Source organism: Streptomyces roseicoloratus, assembly GCF_004117935.1.
GTDB lineage: Bacteria > Actinomycetota > Actinomycetes > Streptomycetales > Streptomycetaceae > Streptomyces > Streptomyces roseicoloratus.
The window spans coordinates 17567-36842 of sequence record NZ_SDOY01000057.1 but is presented as its reverse complement, the minus strand read 5'-3'; the positions used below and the strand labels follow the sequence as shown (position 1 = coordinate 36842).

General features: G+C 74.0%; 21 protein-coding genes and 1 riboswitch. Of the genes, 11 read left to right on the top strand and 10 right to left on the bottom strand.

From position 1 onward, the window contains the following. Nucleotides 1-11 precede the first annotated feature (11 nt). The 4 genes from ESG85_RS04530 (at nt 12) to ESG85_RS04515 (ending at nt 3863) form a co-directional block, all read left to right on the top strand. The gene (locus ESG85_RS04530; RefSeq protein WP_078968305.1) at nt 12-245 is read left to right on the top strand and encodes a hypothetical protein; all 234 of its coding nucleotides are present in this window, start codon (nt 12-14) and stop codon (nt 243-245) included. A gap of 126 nt (nt 246-371) precedes the next feature. Then, nucleotides 372-1175: an SURF1 family cytochrome oxidase biogenesis protein gene (locus tag ESG85_RS04525; RefSeq protein WP_128976704.1), complete on the top strand. Its 804-nt coding sequence runs from the start codon at nt 372-374 to the stop codon at nt 1173-1175. Between the two features lie 137 nt (nt 1176-1312). Next, nucleotides 1313-3103 carry a glycoside hydrolase family 15 protein gene (locus tag ESG85_RS04520; protein ID WP_128976703.1) on the top strand — a complete coding sequence of 597 codons (1791 nt, stop codon included), beginning with the start codon at nt 1313-1315 and terminating at the stop codon, nt 3101-3103. A 4-nt stretch (nt 3104-3107) separates the two neighbouring features. Further along, complete coding sequence (locus tag ESG85_RS04515; RefSeq protein WP_128976702.1) at nt 3108-3863, top strand: SDR family oxidoreductase; 756 nt, start codon at nt 3108-3110, stop codon at nt 3861-3863. 21 nt (nt 3864-3884) lie between these two features. Here the strand turns inward: ESG85_RS04515 and amaP are convergent, their stop codons facing one another. Genes amaP through ESG85_RS04490 form a run of 5 tightly spaced genes read right to left on the bottom strand, consistent with a single transcriptional unit; the run spans nt 3885 to nt 6227 of the window. Then, entirely contained in the window at nt 3885-4472 is a 588-nt protein-coding gene (gene amaP, locus ESG85_RS04510; RefSeq protein WP_181018961.1) for an alkaline shock response membrane anchor protein AmaP, read from the bottom strand. Nucleotides 4473-4476: 4 nt separating this feature from the next. Next, nucleotides 4477-5181 carry a DUF6286 domain-containing protein gene (locus tag ESG85_RS04505; protein WP_219825157.1) on the bottom strand — a complete coding sequence of 235 codons (705 nt, stop codon included), beginning with the start codon at nt 5179-5181 and terminating at the stop codon, nt 4477-4479. Next, nucleotides 5178-5534, bottom strand: coding sequence for an Asp23/Gls24 family envelope stress response protein (locus tag ESG85_RS04500; protein WP_128976746.1), 357 nt, complete (start codon nt 5532-5534; stop codon nt 5178-5180). Before ESG85_RS04500 ends, ESG85_RS04505 begins: the two co-directional genes overlap by 4 nt. Nucleotides 5535-5548: 14 nt before the next feature. Continuing rightward, on the bottom strand, nt 5549-5740 hold the full coding sequence (locus ESG85_RS04495; RefSeq protein ID WP_128976701.1) for a hypothetical protein: 192 nt from the start codon (nt 5738-5740) through the stop codon (nt 5549-5551). A gap of 31 nt (nt 5741-5771) precedes the next feature. Further along, nucleotides 5772-6227, bottom strand: coding sequence for an Asp23/Gls24 family envelope stress response protein (locus tag ESG85_RS04490; RefSeq protein WP_128976700.1), 456 nt, complete (start codon nt 6225-6227; stop codon nt 5772-5774). 93 nt (nt 6228-6320) lie between these two features. Here ESG85_RS04490 and ESG85_RS04485 point away from each other — a divergent pair, with 93 nt between their 5' ends. Beyond that, a complete protein-coding gene (locus ESG85_RS04485; RefSeq protein ID WP_246094804.1) occupies nt 6321-6992 on the top strand; it encodes an Asp23/Gls24 family envelope stress response protein in 672 nt (223 codons plus the stop codon). A gap of 18 nt (nt 6993-7010) precedes the next feature. On the opposite strand, the gene ESG85_RS04480 is transcribed toward ESG85_RS04485, so the two are convergent. The 3 genes from ESG85_RS04480 to ESG85_RS04470 form a co-directional block, all read right to left on the bottom strand. Beyond that, nucleotides 7011-7820: an enoyl-CoA hydratase/isomerase family protein gene (locus ESG85_RS04480; protein WP_128976699.1), complete on the bottom strand. Its 810-nt coding sequence runs from the start codon at nt 7818-7820 to the stop codon at nt 7011-7013. A 141-nt stretch (nt 7821-7961) separates the two neighbouring features. Further along, a complete protein-coding gene (locus ESG85_RS04475) occupies nt 7962-8183 on the bottom strand; it encodes a helix-turn-helix domain-containing protein (RefSeq protein ID WP_006123601.1) in 222 nt (73 codons plus the stop codon). Nucleotides 8184-8536: 353 nt separating this feature from the next. Further along, complete coding sequence (locus ESG85_RS04470) at nt 8537-10135, bottom strand: ABC-F family ATP-binding cassette domain-containing protein (protein ID WP_128976698.1); 1599 nt, start codon at nt 10133-10135, stop codon at nt 8537-8539. A gap of 265 nt (nt 10136-10400) precedes the next feature. On the opposite strand from ESG85_RS04470, the gene ypfJ reads away from it, so the two are divergent. Next, nucleotides 10401-11291, top strand: coding sequence for a KPN_02809 family neutral zinc metallopeptidase (gene ypfJ / locus ESG85_RS04465; protein ID WP_128976697.1), 891 nt, complete (start codon nt 10401-10403; stop codon nt 11289-11291). Between the two features lie 136 nt (nt 11292-11427). Then, entirely contained in the window at nt 11428-11829 is a 402-nt protein-coding gene (locus ESG85_RS04460) for a VOC family protein (protein WP_128976696.1), read from the top strand. 69 nt (nt 11830-11898) lie between these two features. On the opposite strand, the gene ESG85_RS04455 is transcribed toward ESG85_RS04460, so the two are convergent. Then, nucleotides 11899-13296, bottom strand: a complete 1398-nt coding sequence (locus ESG85_RS04455) for a hypothetical protein (RefSeq protein ID WP_374050346.1) — start codon at nt 13294-13296, stop codon at nt 11899-11901. 148 nt (nt 13297-13444) lie between these two features. Next, entirely contained in the window at nt 13445-14572 is a 1128-nt protein-coding gene (locus tag ESG85_RS04450; protein WP_128976694.1) for an alpha/beta hydrolase, read from the bottom strand. A gap of 348 nt (nt 14573-14920) precedes the next feature. Here ESG85_RS04450 and ESG85_RS04445 point away from each other — a divergent pair, with 348 nt between their 5' ends. The 4 genes from ESG85_RS04445 to ESG85_RS04430 all read left to right on the top strand — a co-directional run bounded on the left by ESG85_RS04445 (nt 14921) and on the right by ESG85_RS04430 (nt 19230). Further along, a complete protein-coding gene (locus ESG85_RS04445) occupies nt 14921-16228 on the top strand; it encodes an inorganic phosphate transporter (protein ID WP_128976693.1) in 1308 nt (435 codons plus the stop codon). A 16-nt stretch (nt 16229-16244) separates the two neighbouring features. After that, a complete protein-coding gene (locus ESG85_RS04440) occupies nt 16245-16466 on the top strand; it encodes a hypothetical protein (protein WP_128976692.1) in 222 nt (73 codons plus the stop codon). 156 nt (nt 16467-16622) lie between these two features. Further along, nucleotides 16623-16697, top strand: a riboswitch (adenosylcobalamin (AdoCbl) riboswitch). A 53-nt stretch (nt 16698-16750) separates the two neighbouring features. Then, nucleotides 16751-17725, top strand: coding sequence for a cobalamin biosynthesis protein (locus tag ESG85_RS04435; protein ID WP_128976691.1), 975 nt, complete (start codon nt 16751-16753; stop codon nt 17723-17725). Continuing rightward, a complete protein-coding gene (locus ESG85_RS04430; RefSeq protein WP_128976690.1) occupies nt 17722-19230 on the top strand; it encodes a cobyric acid synthase in 1509 nt (502 codons plus the stop codon). The genes ESG85_RS04435 and ESG85_RS04430 overlap by 4 nt, the downstream gene beginning before the upstream one ends. Nucleotides 19231-19276: the final 46 nt, after the last annotated feature.

Genomic DNA, 19276 nt, shown 5'->3' with positions numbered 1-19276 from the left:
CCCTGTGGCGCATGGCACGTTGTGAGGTCTGCGGAAACGATTACGGCATGTCCTTCGAGGTGCACGCGCAGGGCGCGGTGCACGTCTTCGACTGCTTCGCCTGCGCCATCCACCGCATGGCGCCCATCTGCGAGCACTGCCGGGTCCAGATCATCGGCCAGGGCGTCGAGGTCGGCGGCAGCTGGTACTGCGGCGGCCACTGCGCCCGCGCGGAGGGGAAGGTGGGCATCGTCGACAAGGTGTGACGAAACGATCCTCTGCTCGATCCTCTGCTCGATCCTCTGCTCGATCCGCGGCTCGGTCCCCGGCTCGATCCCGTCACCCGGAACCCCCGTGCGGTCACCCCGTCGACCGAGTTGTACGGTCATGGGGTGTACCGCTTCCTGTTGTCCCGGCAGTGGGTGATCCTCACCCTCGTGGCCCTCGTCCTCATCCCCGTGATGATCGAGCTGGGCTTCTGGCAGTTCCACCGGCACGAGCGCCGGGTCGCCCAGAACGCCCTGATCGCGGACAACCTCGCGGCGAAGCCCGTCCCCGTCGAGGAGCTCACCTCGCCCGGGCACACCGTCCCGCGCGCCGACTACTGGCGGCACGTCACCGCCACCGGCACCTTCGACACCGCGCACGAGGTGGTCGTGCGCCGCCGCGTCTCCAAGGACGAGCGGGTCGGCTTCCACGTCCTGACCCCGCTGGTCCTCCGCGACGGCAAGGTCGTCATGGTCAACCGCGGCTGGATCCCGACCGCCGACGACCAGCGCGCCTACCCCGACGTGCCGCCCGCGCCCAGGGGCGAGGTCACCGTCACCGGCCGGCTGATGGCCGACGAGACCACCGGCGCCAGCGGCATCAAGGACCTCAAGGGCCTGCCGGACCGTCAGGTGATGCTGATCGACAGCAGGCAGCAGGCCCAGCTGCTCGGCCGCGCCGTGGTCGGCGGCTACATCCAGCAGACCGCGCCGGAAGCGGCCGGCGGCACCCCCGAGCAGATCGCCGACCCCGACCACGACTCGATCGGCGCGCACATGGCGTACGCGATCCAGTGGTGGCTGTTCACCGCCGGGGTCCCGGTCGGCTGGGTGATCCTGGTCCGCCGCGAGAAGCGCGACCGCGAGGCGGCGGCCCGCGCGTCGGACGAGGCGGAGGAGACGCCCGAGCCCGCGGGGGCGACGGCCTGAACCCGGTCCCGCCCCCTCGGCCGGGCGCTCGCCGGCCGGCCGGCGAGCCCGCGGCGGGCCTGTCCGCGAGCCGCGCGGGCATCCGGGTTCGCACCGGGGCTGATTGACCGCCGCCGCTTCCGGGAACAGCCCAAAGCGTGACGCAACGTATCGACGACTACGCCCTCATCGGCGATCTCCAGACCGCCGCGCTCGTCGGCCGCGACGGGTCGATCGACTGGCTGTGTCTCCCCCGCTTCGACTCGGCCGCCTGCTTCGCCGCCCTCCTCGGCGACGAGGACAACGGCCACTGGCGCATCGCGCCCAAGGGCGCCACGACCTGTTCCCGCCGCCGGTACGCCGAGGACAGCCTGGTCCTGGAGACCGTGTGGGAGACCCGCACCGGCACGGTCAAGGTCGTCGACTTCATGCCGCAGCGCGACAAGGCGCCCGACGTCGTCCGGATCGTCGAGGGCGTCAGCGGGTCCGTCGAGATGAGCGCCGTGCTGCGGCTGCGCTTCGACTACGGCTCGATCGTGCCGTGGGTGCGCCGCACCGACGGCCACCGCGTCGCCGTCGCCGGCCCCGACGCCGTGTGGCTGCGCAGCGAGCCGCCGGTGAAGACCTGGGGCCAGCAGTACGCGACCTGCTCCTCGTTCACGGTCGGCGAGGGCGAGAAGGTGGCGTTCGTCCTCACCTGGCACCCCTCCCACGAACCGCGCCCGGCGCTCGTCGACCCCTACGAGGCCCTGGAGCAGTCGCTGGCCGACTGGCGCGAGTGGACCGCCCGCTGCACCTACCGGGGCCCGCACCGGGACACCGTCGTCCGTTCCCTGATCACCCTCAAGGCACTCACCTACGCCCCGACCGGCGGCATCGTCGCCGCGCCCACCACCTCCCTGCCGGAGGAGATCGGCGGCGTCCGCAACTGGGACTACCGGGCCTGCTGGCTGCGCGACTCCTCGCTGACCCTCGGCGCGCTGCTGTCCGCCGGCTACGTCGAGGAGGCCGCGGCCTGGCGCGACTGGCTGCTGCGCGCGGTGGCGGGCGACCCGGCCGACCTCCAGATCATGTACGGGCCCGCCGGCGAACGCCGGCTGTCCGAGACGACCCTGCCCTGGCTGCGCGGCTACGCGGACTCGGCACCCGTACGGACCGGGAACGCGGCCGTGGAGCAACTCCAGCTCGACGTCTACGGCGAGGTCATGGACTCGCTGTTCCGGGCCCGGCGGGCCGGGATCCCGCCGGAGCGGCACGCCTGGAACCTGCAGCTGAGCCTGCTGGGCTTCCTGGAGTCGACCTGGCGGGAGCCCGACGAAGGACTGTGGGAGATCCGCGGGCCGCGCCGGCACTTCGTGCACTCCAAGGTGATGGCCTGGGTGGCCGCCGACCGGGCGGTGCGCACCCTGGAGGAGGATCCTTCGCTGCCGGGTGACGCGGCGCGCTGGCGGGCGATGCGGGACGAGGTCCACGCGGAGGTGTGCGCGAAGGGCTACGACCCCGGGCGGAACACCTTCACGCAGGCGTACGGCTCGCGCGAGCTGGACGCGGCGACGCTGCTGATCCCGCTGGTGGGCTTCCTGCCGCCGGACGACCCGCGGGTGGCGGGGACGATCGACGCGGTGAGGGCGGAGCTCCTGCACGGCGGCTTCGTGCGCCGCTACTCGACGGAGGGCGTCTCGGTCGACGGACTGCCGGGGACGGAGGGCACCTTCCTGGTGTGCTCGTTCTGGCTGGCGGACGCGCTGTGTCTGACCGGCCGGGTGAAGGAGGCCCGCGATCTGTTCGACCGGCTCGTCGGACTGTGCAGCGACGTGGGCCTGCTCGCCGAGGAGTACGACCCGGTGACGGGCCGCCAGCTGGGGAACTTCCCGCAGGCCTTCAGCCACATCGGGCTGGTGGGCACCGCCTTCGCGCTGGCCGCCGAGGACGACGGCGCGGCAGGATAGGCCCATGGATCTCGGACTGAAGGACCGTGTGTACGTGGTGACCGGCGCGACCCGCGGGCTCGGCCGCGCCTCGGCGGAGGCGCTGCTCGCGGAGGGCGCGAAGGTGCTGGTCACCGGGCGCGAGGAGAAGACCGTCGCCGAGGCGGCGGCCGCGCTCGGGCCGGGCGCGGCGGGCGTCGCCGCCGACAACGCCGATCCGGGCACCCCGGCCCGGCTGATCGCGGAGGCGCGGTCCCGGTTCGGCGGCTTCGACGGCGTCCTGATCAGCGTGGGCGGCCCGGCGCCGGGATTCGCCGCCGACAACACCGACGAGGAGTGGGCTGCCGCGTTCGACACCGTCTTCCTGGGCGCGGTGCGGCTGGCCCGGGCGGCGGCCGAGACGCTGCCGGAGGGCGGCGTGATCGGCTTCGTGCTGTCCGGTTCGGTGTACGAGCCGATCCCGGGTCTGGCGATCTCCAACGGTCTGCGGCCGGGCCTGGCCGGCTTCGCCAAGTCCCTCGCCAACGACCTGGGTCCGCGCGGCATCCGGGTCGTGGGCCTGTTGCCGGGCCGGGTCGCCACCGACCGGATCCGTCAGCTCGACGCGCTGTCGGGCGACGCGGACGCCTCCCGCGCGGCGAGCGAGGCGGCGATCCCGCTGCGCCGCTACGGCACTCCGGAGGAGTTCGGCCGCACGGCCGCGTTCCTGCTGTCCCCCGCCGCCTCCTACCTCACGGGCGTGATGCTCCCGGTGGACGGCGGCGCGCGCGGCGGTTTCTGAGCGGGACCGCCGGCGGATCGCTCACGTCACCCGGCGGGCGCGGTGCTTGACGGCGCGCAGCCGGGCCTCGGTGGGCAGGGCGGACAGGCCCGCGGAGGTGCGGGCGTTGCCGAGGGCCTGGGCGGACAGCGTGGTCAGGGCGGCGGCCGGGGAGGCGTACGGCTCCAGGAGCAGGGCGACACGGCTGCGCGGCGCGGTGCGGCGGCCGGTGAGCGCGACGCGGGCCCGGGCCACGCCCTCCTGGGCGGCCGCGTCGGCCTCCAGGACGTGTTCCAGGGCCCGGCCGCGCAGCACGGCCTCCTCGCCGTCGCCGCTGTCGACCAGGACCTCGCGGAGCCGGGCCCGCCGGAACTGGGCGATCAGCCACCACAGGGCGAGCAGGACGACGACGCCGAGCACGGCGATGACCACCGGCCACCACCAGCTCTCGTCGCGCCAGTGCTGCCGCTGGGAGCGGGTGAGCAGGACGTCGTCGGGCCCCGACCAGGGCCACCAGGACGGTACGGGCAGGTCCAGGCCGGCCGCGAGCACCGCACCGCCGCCGACGAGCAGCAGCAGTCCGGCGAGGGCCAGCGCGATCCGGTTGACGCGCCGCAGCACCCGGGTCACCGTGTCACCCCTTCCTGGGCGGCCTGGCCACCCGTACGGTCAGGGCCGGCGGGTGGGCGAGCCCCAGTTCGTCGATGCCGCCGGCGAGGACGCTCTCCAGGTCGGCGCGGACCTCGTCGAGTTCGCGGAAGTGGGAGACGGCCCGCACGTTCACCTTGGTCCGGCCGGTCCTGACCCGTACGGACTGGACCCCGGAGACCTCCATGGCGCGGTCGCGCAGCGCGAGGCCGGCGGCCTCGCGGTCGAGACCGGCACGGACGTCGGCGTGCTCGCGCCGCATCGGGAGCACGGAGCGCAGCCCGGGGGTGAGCGCGAGGACCAGCAGCCAGAGCCCGAGCACCATGGCGACGGCCGCGCCGGCGAGCACCCAGGGGTCGTCGAGCGGCCGGGTGGCCAGTTCGTCGGCGAGGGAGCGGCGCCAGGCCATGGCGCTGTGGTCGGCGCGTACGGCGGCCACGTCGTAGAGGAGCAGTCCGGCGCCGCCGAGCACGACGGCGGCGAGCACCGCCGCCGGGACGCGCCGCACGGCCCAGAACCGGCGCACGGGCGCCCGGGACGCCTCCGCGGGCTCGTCCTTGGCGAGCACGGGCACGTACCCGGGCGCGGCTGCCGGCTCGCGCGGGGGTTCCGGCGCGGACTCGGGCCCGTTCCTCCGCTCGCGCGCGGGCTCCGGTTCGGGCGTGGCTCCCTGCTCCGGCTGGGTGCTCATCTCAGGCGTCCCCGCTTCCGGTCGTGTGCCGTGTGGGCCGAGTGCAGCCGTTCGACGTGGACGGCGACCTCGTGGACCTCGATGCCGGCCAGGGTCTCCACCCGGTGGCGGACCCGGCCGCGCACCGCGCCGCACTGGCGGCCGATGTCCGCGGGGTAGTCCAGTTCGACGCTGACCGAGACCCGGGCCACGTCCCGGTGGACGACCACCGACGCCTGCGGTCCGCGGCCGTCCCGGGGGACGGAGTCCAGCGCCTCCCGGGCCGCCCTCGCCGCGATCTTGGCGACCACCCGGTCGGCGACCGTGGTCGCTCCGCGGGCGGAGGCGCCCACGTCACCGGGCGGCGCCGTCAGGTCGGACACCCGGGTCACCGCCGCCGGTCGCCGCGCTCGCGGCCGCGGAAGAAGTCGCCGGGTTCCAGGTCGCCGTCGAGGAAGCGCCCGGCGACGAAGCCGATCGCGCCCAGTGCCGCGACCAGTACGAAGGCACCGAAGCCGCCGAAGTACCCGGCGAAGCCGAGCGCCATGCCGGCCACCAGGCCGACCACCGCCATGCTCATGTTGAGCCCTTTCCGCCGGCCGGGTCAGCGGCTACTGCAGCCGCGACTCCGGCTCCTCTTCCTCGTCCTCCGGCAGCTTCACGTCGCTGACGGCGATGTTGACCTCGACGACCTCGAGGCCGGTCATCCGCTCGACGGCCGCGATGACGTTCTCGCGGACCGCGCCGGCGACGTCGGCGATGGAAACGCCGTAGTCGACGACGATCTCCAGGTCGAGCGCGGTCTGCACCTCGCCGACCTCGGCCTTGACGCCCCTGGTGACACCGGACTTGCCGCCGCCGCCGCCAGGGACGCGGTCGCGGACGGCGCCGAGGGTGCGGGAGAGCCCGCTGCCCATGGCGTGGACGCCGACGACATCGCGGGCGGCCAGGCCGGCGATCTTCTCGACGACGCCGTCGGCGATCGTGGTACGGCCCCGGGACGCGGGATCGCCGCCGCCGCGCCTGGTCACCGGGTTCTGCTGGTCGGAGTGCGCGCTGTCAGCCATCGCGATCCGTCCTTCCGTGAGGCTTTTGCCTTGTTCGACCCACACTAAGGTCGCTTGCCCCGTCTCGCGCCGGGGATGCGGCAGTCTGGAGGAATGACGACGGACCGGTTGTTGCCGCTCGGCGAGGCGGCGGACGGCGCGTGGATCGCGGAGCGCGCGGCAGGGGCGGCGCTGACGGCCGCGGCCCGTGGGGTACGAGGCGTGGCGCCGGAGCGCCCGCGCTTCCGGCTCGCGGAACACCGCGCGGGGGACGGCGGCGGAGGGAACTCCCCGGACGCCCCTGACGCCCCTGACGCCTTCCCCGTGCCGCCCAGCGGGCTGCCGCCCGCCCCGCTGCGGATCACGCTGGACTTGGCCGCCGTGGCCGGCCGCCCGCTCCCGGAGCTCGCGGACCGGGTGCGGGCGGCACTGCTCGACACGGCGGAGGGCGCGCTGGGCCTGGTGGTGGCGGAGGTGGACCTGCGGGTGACGGACCTTCTGGACACGCTTCCGGAATTCACCGCGCTCGATGGGCCGGCCGGGGGAATCTCGCCGCCCGCTCCCGACGATCCCGCCGCGCTCGCGGCCCTCGCGGTACCGGGCGTGGCCGCCCTGACCGACACCTTCGGCGGCCCGGTCACCCGGACGGCCGCGGACGTGCGGGTCGAGGTGGCGGTGACGGCCGGCCACCGGCCGCTCGACGTGGCCCGGGCCCTCCGTACGGCCGTGACCGCCGCCGCCCCGGGGGCGACGACGGTCACGGTGGTGGTGTCGGAGCTGCGGTGAGCGCCCGAGCGCGCCCGCTCAGTCGCCGAGGCCCGCCAGGTCGCGCAGCCGGCGGCCCTGCGCGGCCCGCTCGGCGACGCGCTGCTCCTCGTACGAACGGCCGGAGACGCCCTGGAGCAGGGCCTTGGTCTCGATGACGGCGGAGCGCGGTGCGGCGAGCAGCGCGGTGCCCAGGTCGCGTACGGCGCCGTCGAGTTCGGCCACGGGCACGGCGAGGTTGGCGAGGCCGATGCGCTCGGCCTCCTCGGCGTGGACGAAGCGGCCGGTCGCGCAGATCTCCAGGGCGCGGGCGTAGCCCACGAGGGAGACGAGCGGGTGCGTGCCGGTGAGGTCCGGCACCAGGCCCAGGCTGGTCTCGCGCATGGCGAACTGCACGTCGTCGGCGACGACCCGCAGGTCGCAGGCCAGGGCCAGCTGGAAGCCGGCGCCGATGGCGTGTCCCTGGACGGCCGCGATGGTGACGATGTCACTGCGGCGCCACCAGGTGAAGGCCTCCTGGTACTCGGCGATGAGCGCGTCGAGGTCGGCCTCGGACCCGCGCGCCATCTCCAGGAAGGACGGCTCTCCGTCGAAGCCCTCGGGCGTGAACGCCTGCCGGTCGAGCCCGGCGGAGAAAGACTTGCCCTCGCCGCGCAGGACCACGACCCGCACGCTGCCCGGCAGTGACCGGCCGGCCTCCGTCAACGCCCGCCACAGAGCGGGAGACTGGGCGTTGCGCTTCGCCGGATTGGTCAGGGTCACCGTGGCAACGGCGTCCTCGACGGTGAGCCGTACACCGTCCTTGTCGAAAACGAGCTCTGCGTGCTCGGAGTCGTCGAGCGTGGTCATGGGGCGCCTCCCGGTTACGGTGCAGCACTGCAGCACTGGTGTGTCAGATGCCAAGTTACTGCACAGTAACCACCCGGTCGACCGTGCGGTCGACCGGGTGGCCACCGCAGGATCCGGTGACCCGGTCGGGCCGCCCCGATGTCAGGCCGAGGCCGCCTTCTTGCCCCGTGTCGCTCCGCCGCGTCCGCGCAGCGTGACTCCGGACTCGCTGAGCATCCGGTGGACGAATCCGTAGGAGCGGCCCGTTTCCTCGGCCAGCGCCCGGATGCTCGCACCGGAGTCGTACTTCTTCTTCAGGTCTGCCGCGAGCTTGTCGCGCGCGGCGCCGGTCACCCGGCTGCCCTTCTTCAGAGTCTCGGCCACCCGTGCCTCCTCATGGGAAGTGCGCTCTGGACTTCTCATGATCACCCCTCTCGGACGTCCTGGCCACCCATTCGACAAGGTCCGTGCCGACGGCTTGGCCCGGGCGGAAGCGGCCGACACGACCGGAATCGATCGTTCCGGGCGGCCCCGGGCTCGCTCCGTCGCCTTCCGCGCCGGGAAGTCCCAGGTCAGCGCCACCCTCGGGGAACACATACGGCGCGAGGCCTGCCGGAAGGATTCCGCAGGCCTCGCGCCGGGGGTACGAGATGCTCTCACTCAGATGAAGGATCACCCATGAGCCGAATGATCCAGCCGGGCATGATCCACCGGGCCGCCGTCCCTGGTCGGACGGATCAGGCCAGGGCGACCAGGTCGGCGTAGTCCGCGCCCCACAGGTCCTCGACGCCGTCCGGGAGCAGGATGATCCGCTCCGGGTCGAGCGCCTCGACGGCACCCTCGTCGTGGGTGACGAGCACGACCGCGCCCTTGTACGTGCGCAGCGCGCCGAGGATCTCCTCGCGGCTGGCCGGGTCGAGGTTGTTGGTGGGCTCGTCGAGGAGCAGCACGTTCGCCGAGGAGACGACCAGCGTCGCCAGCGCGAGCCGGGTCTTCTCGCCGCCGGAGAGCACCCCGGCCGGCTTGTCGACGTCGTCGCCGGAGAAGAGGAAGGAACCGAGCACCTTGCGGACCTCGACCAGGTCGAGGTCGGGCGCGGCGGAGCGCATGTTCTCCAGGACCGTGCGGTCGGGGTCCAGGGTCTCGTGTTCCTGGGCGTAGTAGCCGAGCTTGAGGCCGTGCCCCGGGGTGACCTCGCCGGTGTCCGGCTGCTCGACGCCGCCGAGCAGCCGGAGCAGGGTGGTCTTGCCGGCGCCGTTGAGGCCGAGGATGACCACGCGGGAGCCCTTGTCGATCGCGAGGTTCACATCGGTGAAGATTTCGAGCGACCCGTAGGACTTGGACAGGCCCTCCGCGGTGAGCGGGGTCTTGCCGCAGGGCGCGGGCTCGGGGAAACGCAGCTTGGCGACCTTGTCGGAGACCCGGACCGCCTCCAGGCCGGAGAGCAGCCGCTCGGCGCGCTTGGCCATGTTCTGCGCGGCGACCGTCTTGGTGGCCTTGGCGCGCATCTTGTCGGCCTGCGAGTTGAGGGCCGCGGCCTTCTTCTCGGCGTTCTGGCGCTCGCGCCTGCGGCGCTTCTCGTCGGCCTCGCGCTGCTGCTGGTAGAGCTTCCAGCCCATGTTGTAGACGTCGATCGTCGAGCGGTTGGCGTCGAGGTAGAAGACCTTGTTGACGACGGTCTCGACCAGGTCGACGTCGTGGGAGATCACGATGAAACCGCCGCGGTACGTCTTCAGGTAGTCGCGCAGCCAGACGATCGAGTCGGCGTCGAGGTGGTTGGTGGGCTCGTCGAGGAGCAGGGTGTCGGCGTCCGAGAACAGGATCCGGGCGAGCTCGATCCGGCGGCGCTGGCCGCCGGAGAGGGTGTGCAGGGGCTGGCCGAGGACCCGGTCGGGCAGCCCGAGGGCGGCGGCGATGGTGGAGGCCTCGGCCTCGGCCGCGTAACCGCCCTTGGTGAGGAACTCGGTCTCCTGGCGCTCGTACTGCTTGAGGGCCTTCTCTCGGGTCGCGCCGCTGCCGCCGGCGATGCGCTCCTCGTTCTGCCGCATCTTGCGGATGAGGACGTCGAGGCCGCGGGCGGAGAGGATGCGGTCGCGGGCGAGCACGTCGAGGTCGCCGGTGCGCGGGTCCTGCGGCAGATAGCCGACCTCGCCGGAGCGGGTGATGGTGCCTCCGGCCGGCTGGCCCTCGCCCGCGAGGCACTTGGTGAGGGTGGTCTTGCCCGCCCCGTTGCGGCCGACGAGGCCGATGCGGTCGCCCTTGGCGACACGGAAGGAAGCGGACTCGATGAGGACGCGGGCGCCGGCGCGCAGCTCGATGCCGGAAGCGGTGATCACGGACAGACTCCAGGGCGGTGGGAACGGCGGAAGGACGAGGGGAAGGGCTTCGACGCCGCTAATGCACGGGGAGAATGGCCATGCGGCCAGTCTAACGGGCGCCTGCAACTGCTTTTAGGTCGCGGATCACAGGTGAGGCAATCCACACGGATGGCGCGAACCGTCATGCTCCCCCACGAACTCCCGCCTCCCACGCATGCCTCGCAAAAGGGGTGAAGCACTCCGTGCTGCTCGATACTCGGCACAGACGCGGAGGGCGGTGGCCATGCAGTTCGACGACGACGCCAACCTGGACACCTCGGAGGTCAAGGACGTCCGGGGCAGCCGCGTACCGGGCGGCAGGGCCACGGTCGGCGGCGGAATCATCGGGCTGATCGCCCTGATCCTGGGCCTGTTCTTCGGGGTCGGCCCGGAACAGCTGGGCCTGTCCTCCGGCGGCGACGAACCGGTCGCGACGTCCTCGTCCGCGGCCCAGGTGGACCAGGCCTGCCGGAAGGGCTCGGACGCCAACACCCGCGAGGACTGCCGGATCGTGGCGGTCGTCAACAACGTGCAGGACTACTGGCGGGCGGAGTACGCGCGCCGCGGCGGCCGGTACGGGACCGCGCGGACCGTGATCTTCAGCCGGCAGGTGCCCACCGCCTGCGGCACGGCGACCTCGGCGGTCGGGCCCTTCTACTGCCCCGGCGACCGGCAGGTCTATCTGGACCTGGGCTTCTTCGACGAGCTGCGCAGCAAATTCGGCGCGACCGGCGGGCCCTTCGCCCAGGCGTACGTGGTGGCGCACGAGTACGGGCACCACGTGCAGAACCTGATGGGCACGCTGGCCCGCGCCCAGGACGGGCGGACCGGGGCGGACTCGAACGCGGTGCGGGTGGAGCTCCAGGCCGACTGCTACGCGGGCGTGTGGGCGCGGCACGCGACCACCACGCCCGACGACAGGACCGGGCGGCTGCTGCTCACCCGGCTCTCGGTCGAGGACATCCGTGACGGCCTGGACGCGGCGGCCGCGGTGGGCGACGACCGGATCCAGGAGCGCTTCCAGGGCCGGGTCACCCCGGAGACCTGGACCCACGGCTCGGCGGCGCAGCGGCGGCAGTGGTTCCGCCAGGGCTATCGCACGGGCGACCCGGCGCGGTGCGACACCTTCCGGTGAGTCCCGCGCCTCCCCGGCGCCCGGCTGCCAGACTGGGCCGCACGCCCGGAACGAGATCCGCGTCACACCGGCAGCCGTGCCGTACCGACGCCCACGTCACACCGACGCACCGCGTTCACGAGAGGAAGTGATCGGGATGGCCGAGGCCCCCGACATCTGTCCGGCACTGACGTACGACGACGCGAAGGCCGCGATCCGGCAGCTCACGGAGGCGTTCGGGTTCACCGTGGACGCCGTGTACGAGGGCGAGGACGGCCTGGTGGCGCACGCCGAGCTCTCCTACGGCAACGGGAAGGTCATGCTCGGCAGCAAGGGCACGGGCAGCGAGTTCGACAAGCTGATGACCGGGGCGGGACCCACCGCGGTGTACGTCCACGTGACCGACGTGGACGCCCACCACGAGCGTGCCGTGGCGGCCGGCGCGGAGATCGTGATGCCGCCGACCGACCAGGACTACGGCTCCCGCGACTACATGGCCCGCGACACCGAGGGCAACTTCTGGAGCTTCGGGACGTACGTCCCCGGCGTCACGGGCTGACCCCGTCCGGGCCGGGCCCGAGCCGGGGAGGCCGGGACCCGACCCCGGCTCGGGCCCGCCCGGGGAGGGTCAGGACCCGCCCGTGTGGACCTGGAAGGCCGCCCTGCGGACCGCCTTCGCCAGGGCCGGGTCGGGGTGGGCGGCGGCCAGCGCCACCAGGACCTGGACGGTGCGGGGGTGGCCGACGGCCTGGACCTCGTCGAGCAGGGCCGGGACGGTGCCCTGGACGGCCGAGTCGAGGTGCCGTACGAGCAGCGCGCTCTCGCCGTGGTCGGCGACGGCGGCCGCGGTGTCCACCCAGAGCCAGGTCGCCTCCTCTCGGGTCAGCACCCCGGGTGCCTCCTCCGGGTCGGCGCCCTCGTACTCGGCGAGCCAGAGCAGCGCGTACGGGCGGAGCGAGGGCTCGGCGAGGGCGGCCCGCACCTCGGACTCGGCGGGCGCGCCGACCACCCGCAGGGCCTCGAAGGCGAGGCCGCGGAGCAGGGCGTCCTCGCCGCGGGCGGCGGCGAGGAGTTCCGCGACGGCGCTGGAGAGCGTGCGGGCGGCGAGCCAGGCGCGGTACTCGTCACGGGCCGGTCCCGGGGTGAGCCGGGCACAGCCGCGGAGCATGTCCTCGGCGGACTGCTCGATGTTGCCGGCCGGACTCTGTGCGGCCACGCAGATCTGCTCCAGCTTGACCCAGACCGCCCAGTTGCCGAGCGGGGTGAGGGTGGCGTGGCGGCCGTCGGCACCCTCGCCGAGGGTGAGCGCGCCGACGGCGGCCAGGCCCTCCAGGGCCCAGTCGAGCAGGGCGGGCAGGCCCTCGCCCGCGGGGACCGGCTCGGCGGGGACGGCGGGCGCGGGGACGCCCGCGGCGGGGACCTCGCACCGCTCCTCGCGGAGTTCGTCGACGCGCTGCCCGAGCAGGTCGAGCAGGCCGGTCACGGTGACGGGCCCGGCGGAGAGCTGGAGCAGCGAGAGGATCTGGGGCACGGCCTCGACGACCTCGGCGACGGCGCCGGGCGCGACGGCCTCGGGCGCCGGGTGCACGAGCGACCAGGCGTCGAAGAGGGCCACCCAGCCGCGGAGCACCGCGGAGTCGTCCCGGTCCCAGGCGTGCAGCCGCCAGCCGGGGCGGGCGGAGTCGCCGTGCAGCTCGACGAGTCCGGCGAGCCGGGCCCGGTCCCAGCCGGCCCGGACCTGTCCGGGCGTCAGATCGAGCGCGGCGGCGGCCGTTTCACCGTCCGGTGGTGCCGTCTCGGCCCGCCGCTCGACGGCGGCCCAGCGGGCGATCCGTACCGCGTCGGCCAGCACGGTCCTCGCCTGGTGGGCGAGTTCCGCGCGGGGCGGTGTCCCCTCGGGCGGCCGCGGCGCCGGGCGGGTGCGCCGGGTCGTCACGGCCTTTCGTGCGGTGGCGAGGGCCCCCGGACGGACGAGTCGGAGTCTGGAGTTGCGCGCGAAGTGTTCATCGGGCTTTCGAGACGTCACGGAGGCAGTCTTCCCGCTGACGGCCCGAAAGCCCAATCGGAATCGGCAACGCCGCCGCGAGGCCCCCGCCTTCGGCGCCGGGGCGGCCGGTCGGGCCCGGGGCGGGCCCGGGTCGGGACGCGCGCTGACCCGGTCCGGAGGAGACGTTCTAGAGGAGCGGGGTCAGGAAGCGGCGGAGGGCTTCCTCGTAGCGGAGCGGGTCCGCGTTCCACATGGCGGCGTGCGGGGCGTCGCGGACCGTGGTCAGGGTGACCAGGTCGGGGCGGAGCTCGGCGAGCCGTCGGGAGCGGTCCAGGGGGGCGAGGGTGTCGCCGGGGCCGTGGAAGAGGAGGACCGGGACGCGCAGGGCGTCGGGGTCGGCGGCCTCCTGGAGGCGGTCGCCGTGCAGGCCGGTCCTGCCCTGGGCGGCGCGGACGGCGAGCGGGAGCAGCGGGGCGGGGACCCGGCGGGCGGCGGCCAGGTTGCGCAGGGTGGCCTCCCAGTCGAGGACCGGGGAGTCGAGGACGAGGCCGCGGACGCGGTCGCGCATGCCGGAGCCCGCGGCCGCGTGCAGGGCCATGGCGGCGCCGGTGCCCCAGCCGTGCAGGATCACCTTGGCGGCGCCCCGGCGGACCGCGAAGCGGATGGCGGCGTCGACGTCGCGCCACTCGGAGTCGCCGAGGTGGGCGAGCCCGTCGGGGGCGGCGGGCGCGCCGGCGTCGCCGCGGTAGGCGGGGATCAGGACGGGGACCTGCCGGCGGTGGAGGAAGGGGACCAGGTTGAGCGGGTGCTCGCGGGTGGTGCCGAGGCCGTGCAGGGCGATCACCCAGGTGGCGCGGGCGCCGGGGACGAGCCAGGCGGGCAGGGTGCCGAGCTCGCCGGGGATGTCGACGTCCTCGTGGGGCAGGCCGAGGGCGGTCTCGGGCGTGCCGCAGTGCAGCTGCGGGGTGAGCCGGACCTTGGCGCCCTGGCCGAGGGTGCCGAGCTCGACCCGTTCGAGCCGGCGGACCACGGTGTCCGCGGTGTGCGGAACCCGGTCGAGGACGGGGCCGACCACCGCGTGCAGACCGGGTGCCTCGATCCCGTAGGTGCCGGGGCGCAGGGAGGCCAGGCTGCGGGTGAGGGTGATCCTGCCGGGGCCGGTGGCGTGCACGGTGAGTCTCGGATCGCCGGGGAAGGGGCGTCCTGACGGGACCCCGAGCGCGGCGTCGCTGGCGTACCGGCCGGCCGCCACCGCGGCCGCGCCGAGGACTGTCACTGTGGTGACGGCCGCTGCCGTCGCTGTAGCCGGGCGCACGCTCCCAGTGTCGGCAGCCCGACGGCACCCTGCCACCGGGCGGACCCTCGTTCGAGTGATGTGCGTCTCCCCGGAAGTCCTCCCCGCGGATGAAGCCCGGCCCGGGTCGTCCACGGGGTGATACGGGTCGGCGCGGGGACGGCGGCGTCGGGTCGCACGCGTGCTTGGGGCGCCCGGAGCACCCTGGGTCGCAGGCGACCACATCGTGGACACCCGCCCCGGGAGAGACGGAAGCGGAATCCGGAGACCCCGGTTAGAGACACTCCCACGCCCGGCCCAGTTCACCTTCCGTTCACTCAGGTTGCCTACGTTCGACGAGCCACTGATGCCGAACGATTGCCTGGGTAAATGGAACACATCACGCTGCTGCTCACGATCGTGGTCGTGACAGCTCTCGTGTTCGATTTCACGAACGGTTTCCACGACACCGCGAACGCGATGGCGACGACCATCTCGACCGGTGCGCTCAAGCCCAAGACGGCGGTGGCCATGTCCGCCGTTCTGAACCTGGTCGGCGCTTTCCTGTCGGTGGAGGTCGCCAAGACGATCTCCAAGGGCCTCGTCAACGAGGAGGGCATCCAACCGGAAGTCATCCTCGCGGCGCTCGTCGGCGCCATCCTCTGGAATCTCGTGACCTGGCTGGTCGGACTGCCGTCCAGCTCCTCCCACGCCCTCATGGGCGGCCTCATCGGCGCGACCGTCGCCTCGATCGGCGTCAGCGGTGTCAACGGCGACGTCGTCGTCACCAAGGTGCTCATCCCGGCCGTCGCCGCCCCGCTCGTCGCCGGCATCGCCGCGATGCTGTCCACCCGCATGACGTACCGGCTGGACAAGAAGGCCGACAAGAAGACGACCGACAAGGGCTACCGCGCCGGTCAGATCGCCTCCGCCGGCCTCGTCTCGCTCGCGCACGGCACCAACGACGCCCAGAAGACCATGGGCATCATCACCCTCGCCCTGGTCGCCGGCGGCGTCCTCGCCCCCGGCTCCAACCCGCCCGTCTGGGTGATCGTCTCCGCCGGCATGGCGATCGCGCTCGGCACCTACCTCGGTGGCTGGCGCATCATCCGCACCATGGGCAAGGGCCTGACCGACCTCCAGCCGCAGCAGGGCTTCGCCGCCCAGACCAGCGCGGCCACCGTCATCCTGGCCTCGTCCCACCTCGGCTTCTCGCTCTCGACCACGCACTCCGTCTCCGGTGCCGTCATGGGCGCGGGCCTCGGCCGCAAGGGCGGCGTCGTCCGCTGGTCGACCGCCACCCGGATGTTCGTCGCCTGGGGCCTGACCCTCCCGGCCGCCGGCCTGGTCGGCGCCGGCTCCGAGTACGTCGCCCGCCAGGGCGACTGGGGCGTCTACGTCGTCGCGGCCTTCCTGGTCGCCTCCTGCTTCGGCATCTGGCTCGTCTCCCGCCGCCAGGTCGTCGACCACACCAACGTCAACGACGTCGAGTCCGAGGCGGAGGCCGTCCCCCTGGCCACCGCCGCGGCGACGGCGGTCGCCGAGCCCGCGGGTGTCGTGACCACCGCCATCGCGGCCGTCACCCCGCCGCCGGCCGGTTCCGTCGCCGCCGTCACGGACGACGACCTGAAGACCACCATCCCCGCCCCGAACCCCGCGGACCCCGCCGCTCCCCCGGCCCCCGCCGCCGCGGTCTGAGGAACTGGAACCAAGCATGAAGATCGACTGGGCAGCTCTCGGCTCCGTCTTCGGAGTCAGCCTCGTGGCGACCGTCGCCCTCGTGGGCCTCTTCACCCTCGGCATCGTCGGCCTCTCCAAGCAGGAGCAGGCCGCCGCCCAGGGCGGCTCCGCGACCCTGGCCCGCACCGGCGCCTACGCCTGCTTCGCCCTGTGCGCGGCGGCCGTGGCGTACGGCATCTACCTGATCGTCGCCTGACCGTCGCCCGATCGGCCGGGCGGTCCGCACCTCGTGTGCGGGCCGCCCGGCTCTCGTGTTTGTGGTGCTTCGCACAGCGACCCGTCGCAGGTCAAGGGTGAGTTGACGGGTGTTCGCGCAGCGTGGTGGACTGCCCGGGCCAATACGGCGGCAAGCAGAGGAAGTCCGGTGCGAATCCGGCACGGTCCCGCCACTGTGACCGGCCCCGAAGGGCCGGGAGTCAGGAACTCTCGCCGCCGGTCACGTCGATCCAGGGCGCGGACCCTGAGTGAGGACACAGCGCCATGCCCGGCCGCGGCCCCAGACCTTCCCGTGCCACCCGCGTGTTCGCGTGCGGAGCGACCGTCGGACTCGTCGCCGACCTGCTCGTGGGCGATCCCCGTCGCGGCCATCCCGTCGCCGCCTTCGGCCGCGCGGCGGCCGCCGTCGAGCGCCGGCTGTGGCGCGACGACCGGGGCCGCGGCGTCCTGCACACGGCGCTCTGCGCCGGCGGGACGGTGGCGCTCGGCGCCCTCGCCGCCCGTACGGCACGGCGCAGCCGGCCCGCGTCCGTCGCGCTGACCGCCGCCTCCGTGTGGGCCGTCGTCGGCGGTACGACCCTGGGCCGCGAGGCGCGCGCCATCGCGGGGGCACTGGAGGCCGGGGACCTGGAGGTGGCCCGGGAACGGATGCCGCACCTCGTCGGCCGCGACCCGCAGGCCCTGGACGGCCCGGCGATGGCCCGTGCCGTGGTCGAGTCGGTCGCCGAGAACACCTCCGACGCCGTCGTGGGCGCCCTGTTCTGGGGCGCGGTCGCGGGCGTGCCGGGCCTGCTCGGCTTCCGCGCCGTGAACACCCTGGACGCCATGGTGGGCCACAAGTCTCCGCGCCACCGGCGCTACGGCTGGGCCTCGGCCCGCCTGGACGACCTGGCCGGCTGGCCGGGCGCCCGGCTCACCGCCGTCCTCGCGACCGTGGCCGGCGGCGACCCGCGGGGAGCCGTGCGCGCCTGGCGGGCGGACGCGGGCGGGCACCCGAGCCCCAACGCGGGGCCGGTGGAGGCCGCGTTCGCGGGAGCGCTCGGGGTACGGCTCGGGGGCACCCTCTCGTACGGCGGACGGGTCGAGCACCGGCCGGTGCTCAACGACGGCGGGCGGCCCGTGGAGGTCACCGACATCGAGCGGGCCGTGCGGCTCTCCCGCCGGGTGACCTGGCTGACCCTGGCCGCCTGCGTGGGCGGCCGGATCCTGACGGACACGGTGAAGCGGAGGACGAAGTGAGGGGTGGGGGGCTGCTCGTCGCCGGGACGACCTCCGACGCGGGCAAGAGCGTCGTGACCGCCGGCATCTGCCGGTGGCTGGTCCGGCAGGGCGTCAAGGTGGCGCCGTTCAAGGGGCAGAACATGTCCCTGAACTCCTTCGTGACCCGCGAGGGCGCGGAGATCGGCCGCGCCCAGGCCATGCAGGCGCAGGCCGCGCGCGTGGAGCCGACGGCGCTGATGAACCCGGTGCTGCTGAAGCCCGGCAGCGACCGGTCCAGCCAGGTCGTGCTGATGGGCAAGCCGGTGGGTGAGCTCAGTGCCCGTGGCTACCACGGAGGGCGGCAGAAGGAGCTGTTCGAGCCGGTCCTGGCATGCCTGGAGGAGTTGCGGGGCACGTACGACGCCGTGATCTGCGAAGGGGCGGGCAGTCCGGCCGAGATCAATCTGCGCCGCACCGACATCGTCAACATGGGCATCGCGCGGGCCGCTCGGCTCCCGGTGGTCGTGGTCGGCGACATCGACCGCGGCGGTGTCTTCGCCCAGTTCTTCGGCACGACGGCGCTGCTCGCCCCGGAGGACCAGGAGCTGGTCGCGGGCTACCTGGTGAACAAGTTCCGCGGCGACGTGAGCCTCCTGGAACCGGGCCTGGACATGCTGCTCGGCCTCACCGGCCGCCGGACCTTCGGTGTGCTCCCGTACGCGCACGGCCTCGGCATCGACGAGGAGGACGGCCTGCGGGTCTCGCTGCGGGGCGCGGTGCGCGAGTCGGTCGTGGCGCCGCCGGTCGGCGCGGACGTGCTGCGGGTCGCGGTCTGTGCCGTGCCGCTGATGTCCAACTTCACCGACGTGGACGCGCTGGCCGCCGAGCCGGGTGTCGTGGTCCGCTTCGTGGACCGGCCGGAGGAGCTCGCCGACGCCGACCTGGTCGTGGTGCCGGGCACGCGCGGGACGGTGAAGGCCCTGGCCTGGCTGCGCGAGCGCGGCCTGGCCGGGGAACTGGGCCGCCGCGCTGCCGAGGGCCGCCCGGTGCTCGGCATCTGCGGCGGCTTCCAGGCGCTGGGCGAGCACATCGAGGACGAGGTCGAGTCGAAGGCCGGTGCCGTCACCGGGCTCGGTCTGCTGCCCGTACGGGTGCGGTTCGCGCCGGAGAAGACGCTGGCCCGGCCGGTCGGCGAGGCGCTCGGCGAGCGGGTCGAGGGCTACGAGATCCACCACGGCGTGGCGGACGTACGGGGCGGGGAGCCGTTCCTGGACGGCTGCCGGGTCGGCGCGGTCTGGGGCACCCACTGGCACGGCTCCCTGGAGAGCGACGGCTTCCGCCGGGCGTTCCTGCGGGAGGTGGCGGCCGCGGCCGGACGCCGCTTCGTGCCCGCGCCCGACACGTCCTTCGGGGCGCTGCGCGAGGAACAGCTCGACCGTCTCGGCGACCTGATCGAGGAGCACGCCGACACGGACGCGCTGCTCCGGCTGATCGAGCAGGGCGCGCCGGCCGGGCTGCCGTTCGTACCGCCGGGGGCGCCGTGACCGCCGCGCGCCGCACCGCCCCGACTTCCGTACCTCTCGAAGGAGT

Coding starts and splice junctions, on each gene's coding strand:
- ESG85_RS04505 (WP_219825157.1), bottom strand. CDS start 5,181: ATGAGCACCCAGCCGGAGCAGGGAGCCACGCCCGAACCGGAGCCCGCG.
- ESG85_RS04515 (WP_128976702.1), top strand. CDS start 3,108: ATGGATCTCGGACTGAAGGACCGTGTGTACGTGGTGACCGGCGCGACC.
- ESG85_RS04440 (WP_128976692.1), top strand. CDS start 16,245: ATGAAGATCGACTGGGCAGCTCTCGGCTCCGTCTTCGGAGTCAGCCTC.
- ESG85_RS04435 (WP_128976691.1), top strand. CDS start 16,751: ATGCCCGGCCGCGGCCCCAGACCTTCCCGTGCCACCCGCGTGTTCGCG.
- ESG85_RS04480 (WP_128976699.1), bottom strand. CDS start 7,820: ATGACCACGCTCGACGACTCCGAGCACGCAGAGCTCGTTTTCGACAAG.
- ESG85_RS04495 (WP_128976701.1), bottom strand. CDS start 5,740: ATGAGCATGGCGGTGGTCGGCCTGGTGGCCGGCATGGCGCTCGGCTTC.
- ESG85_RS04490 (WP_128976700.1), bottom strand. CDS start 6,227: ATGGCTGACAGCGCGCACTCCGACCAGCAGAACCCGGTGACCAGGCGC.
- ESG85_RS04485 (WP_246094804.1), top strand. CDS start 6,321: ATGACGACGGACCGGTTGTTGCCGCTCGGCGAGGCGGCGGACGGCGCG.
- ypfJ (WP_128976697.1), top strand. CDS start 10,401: ATGCAGTTCGACGACGACGCCAACCTGGACACCTCGGAGGTCAAGGAC.
- ESG85_RS04460 (WP_128976696.1), top strand. CDS start 11,428: ATGGCCGAGGCCCCCGACATCTGTCCGGCACTGACGTACGACGACGCG.
- ESG85_RS04445 (WP_128976693.1), top strand. CDS start 14,921: ATGGAACACATCACGCTGCTGCTCACGATCGTGGTCGTGACAGCTCTC.
- ESG85_RS04530 (WP_078968305.1), top strand. CDS start 12: ATGGCACGTTGTGAGGTCTGCGGAAACGATTACGGCATGTCCTTCGAG.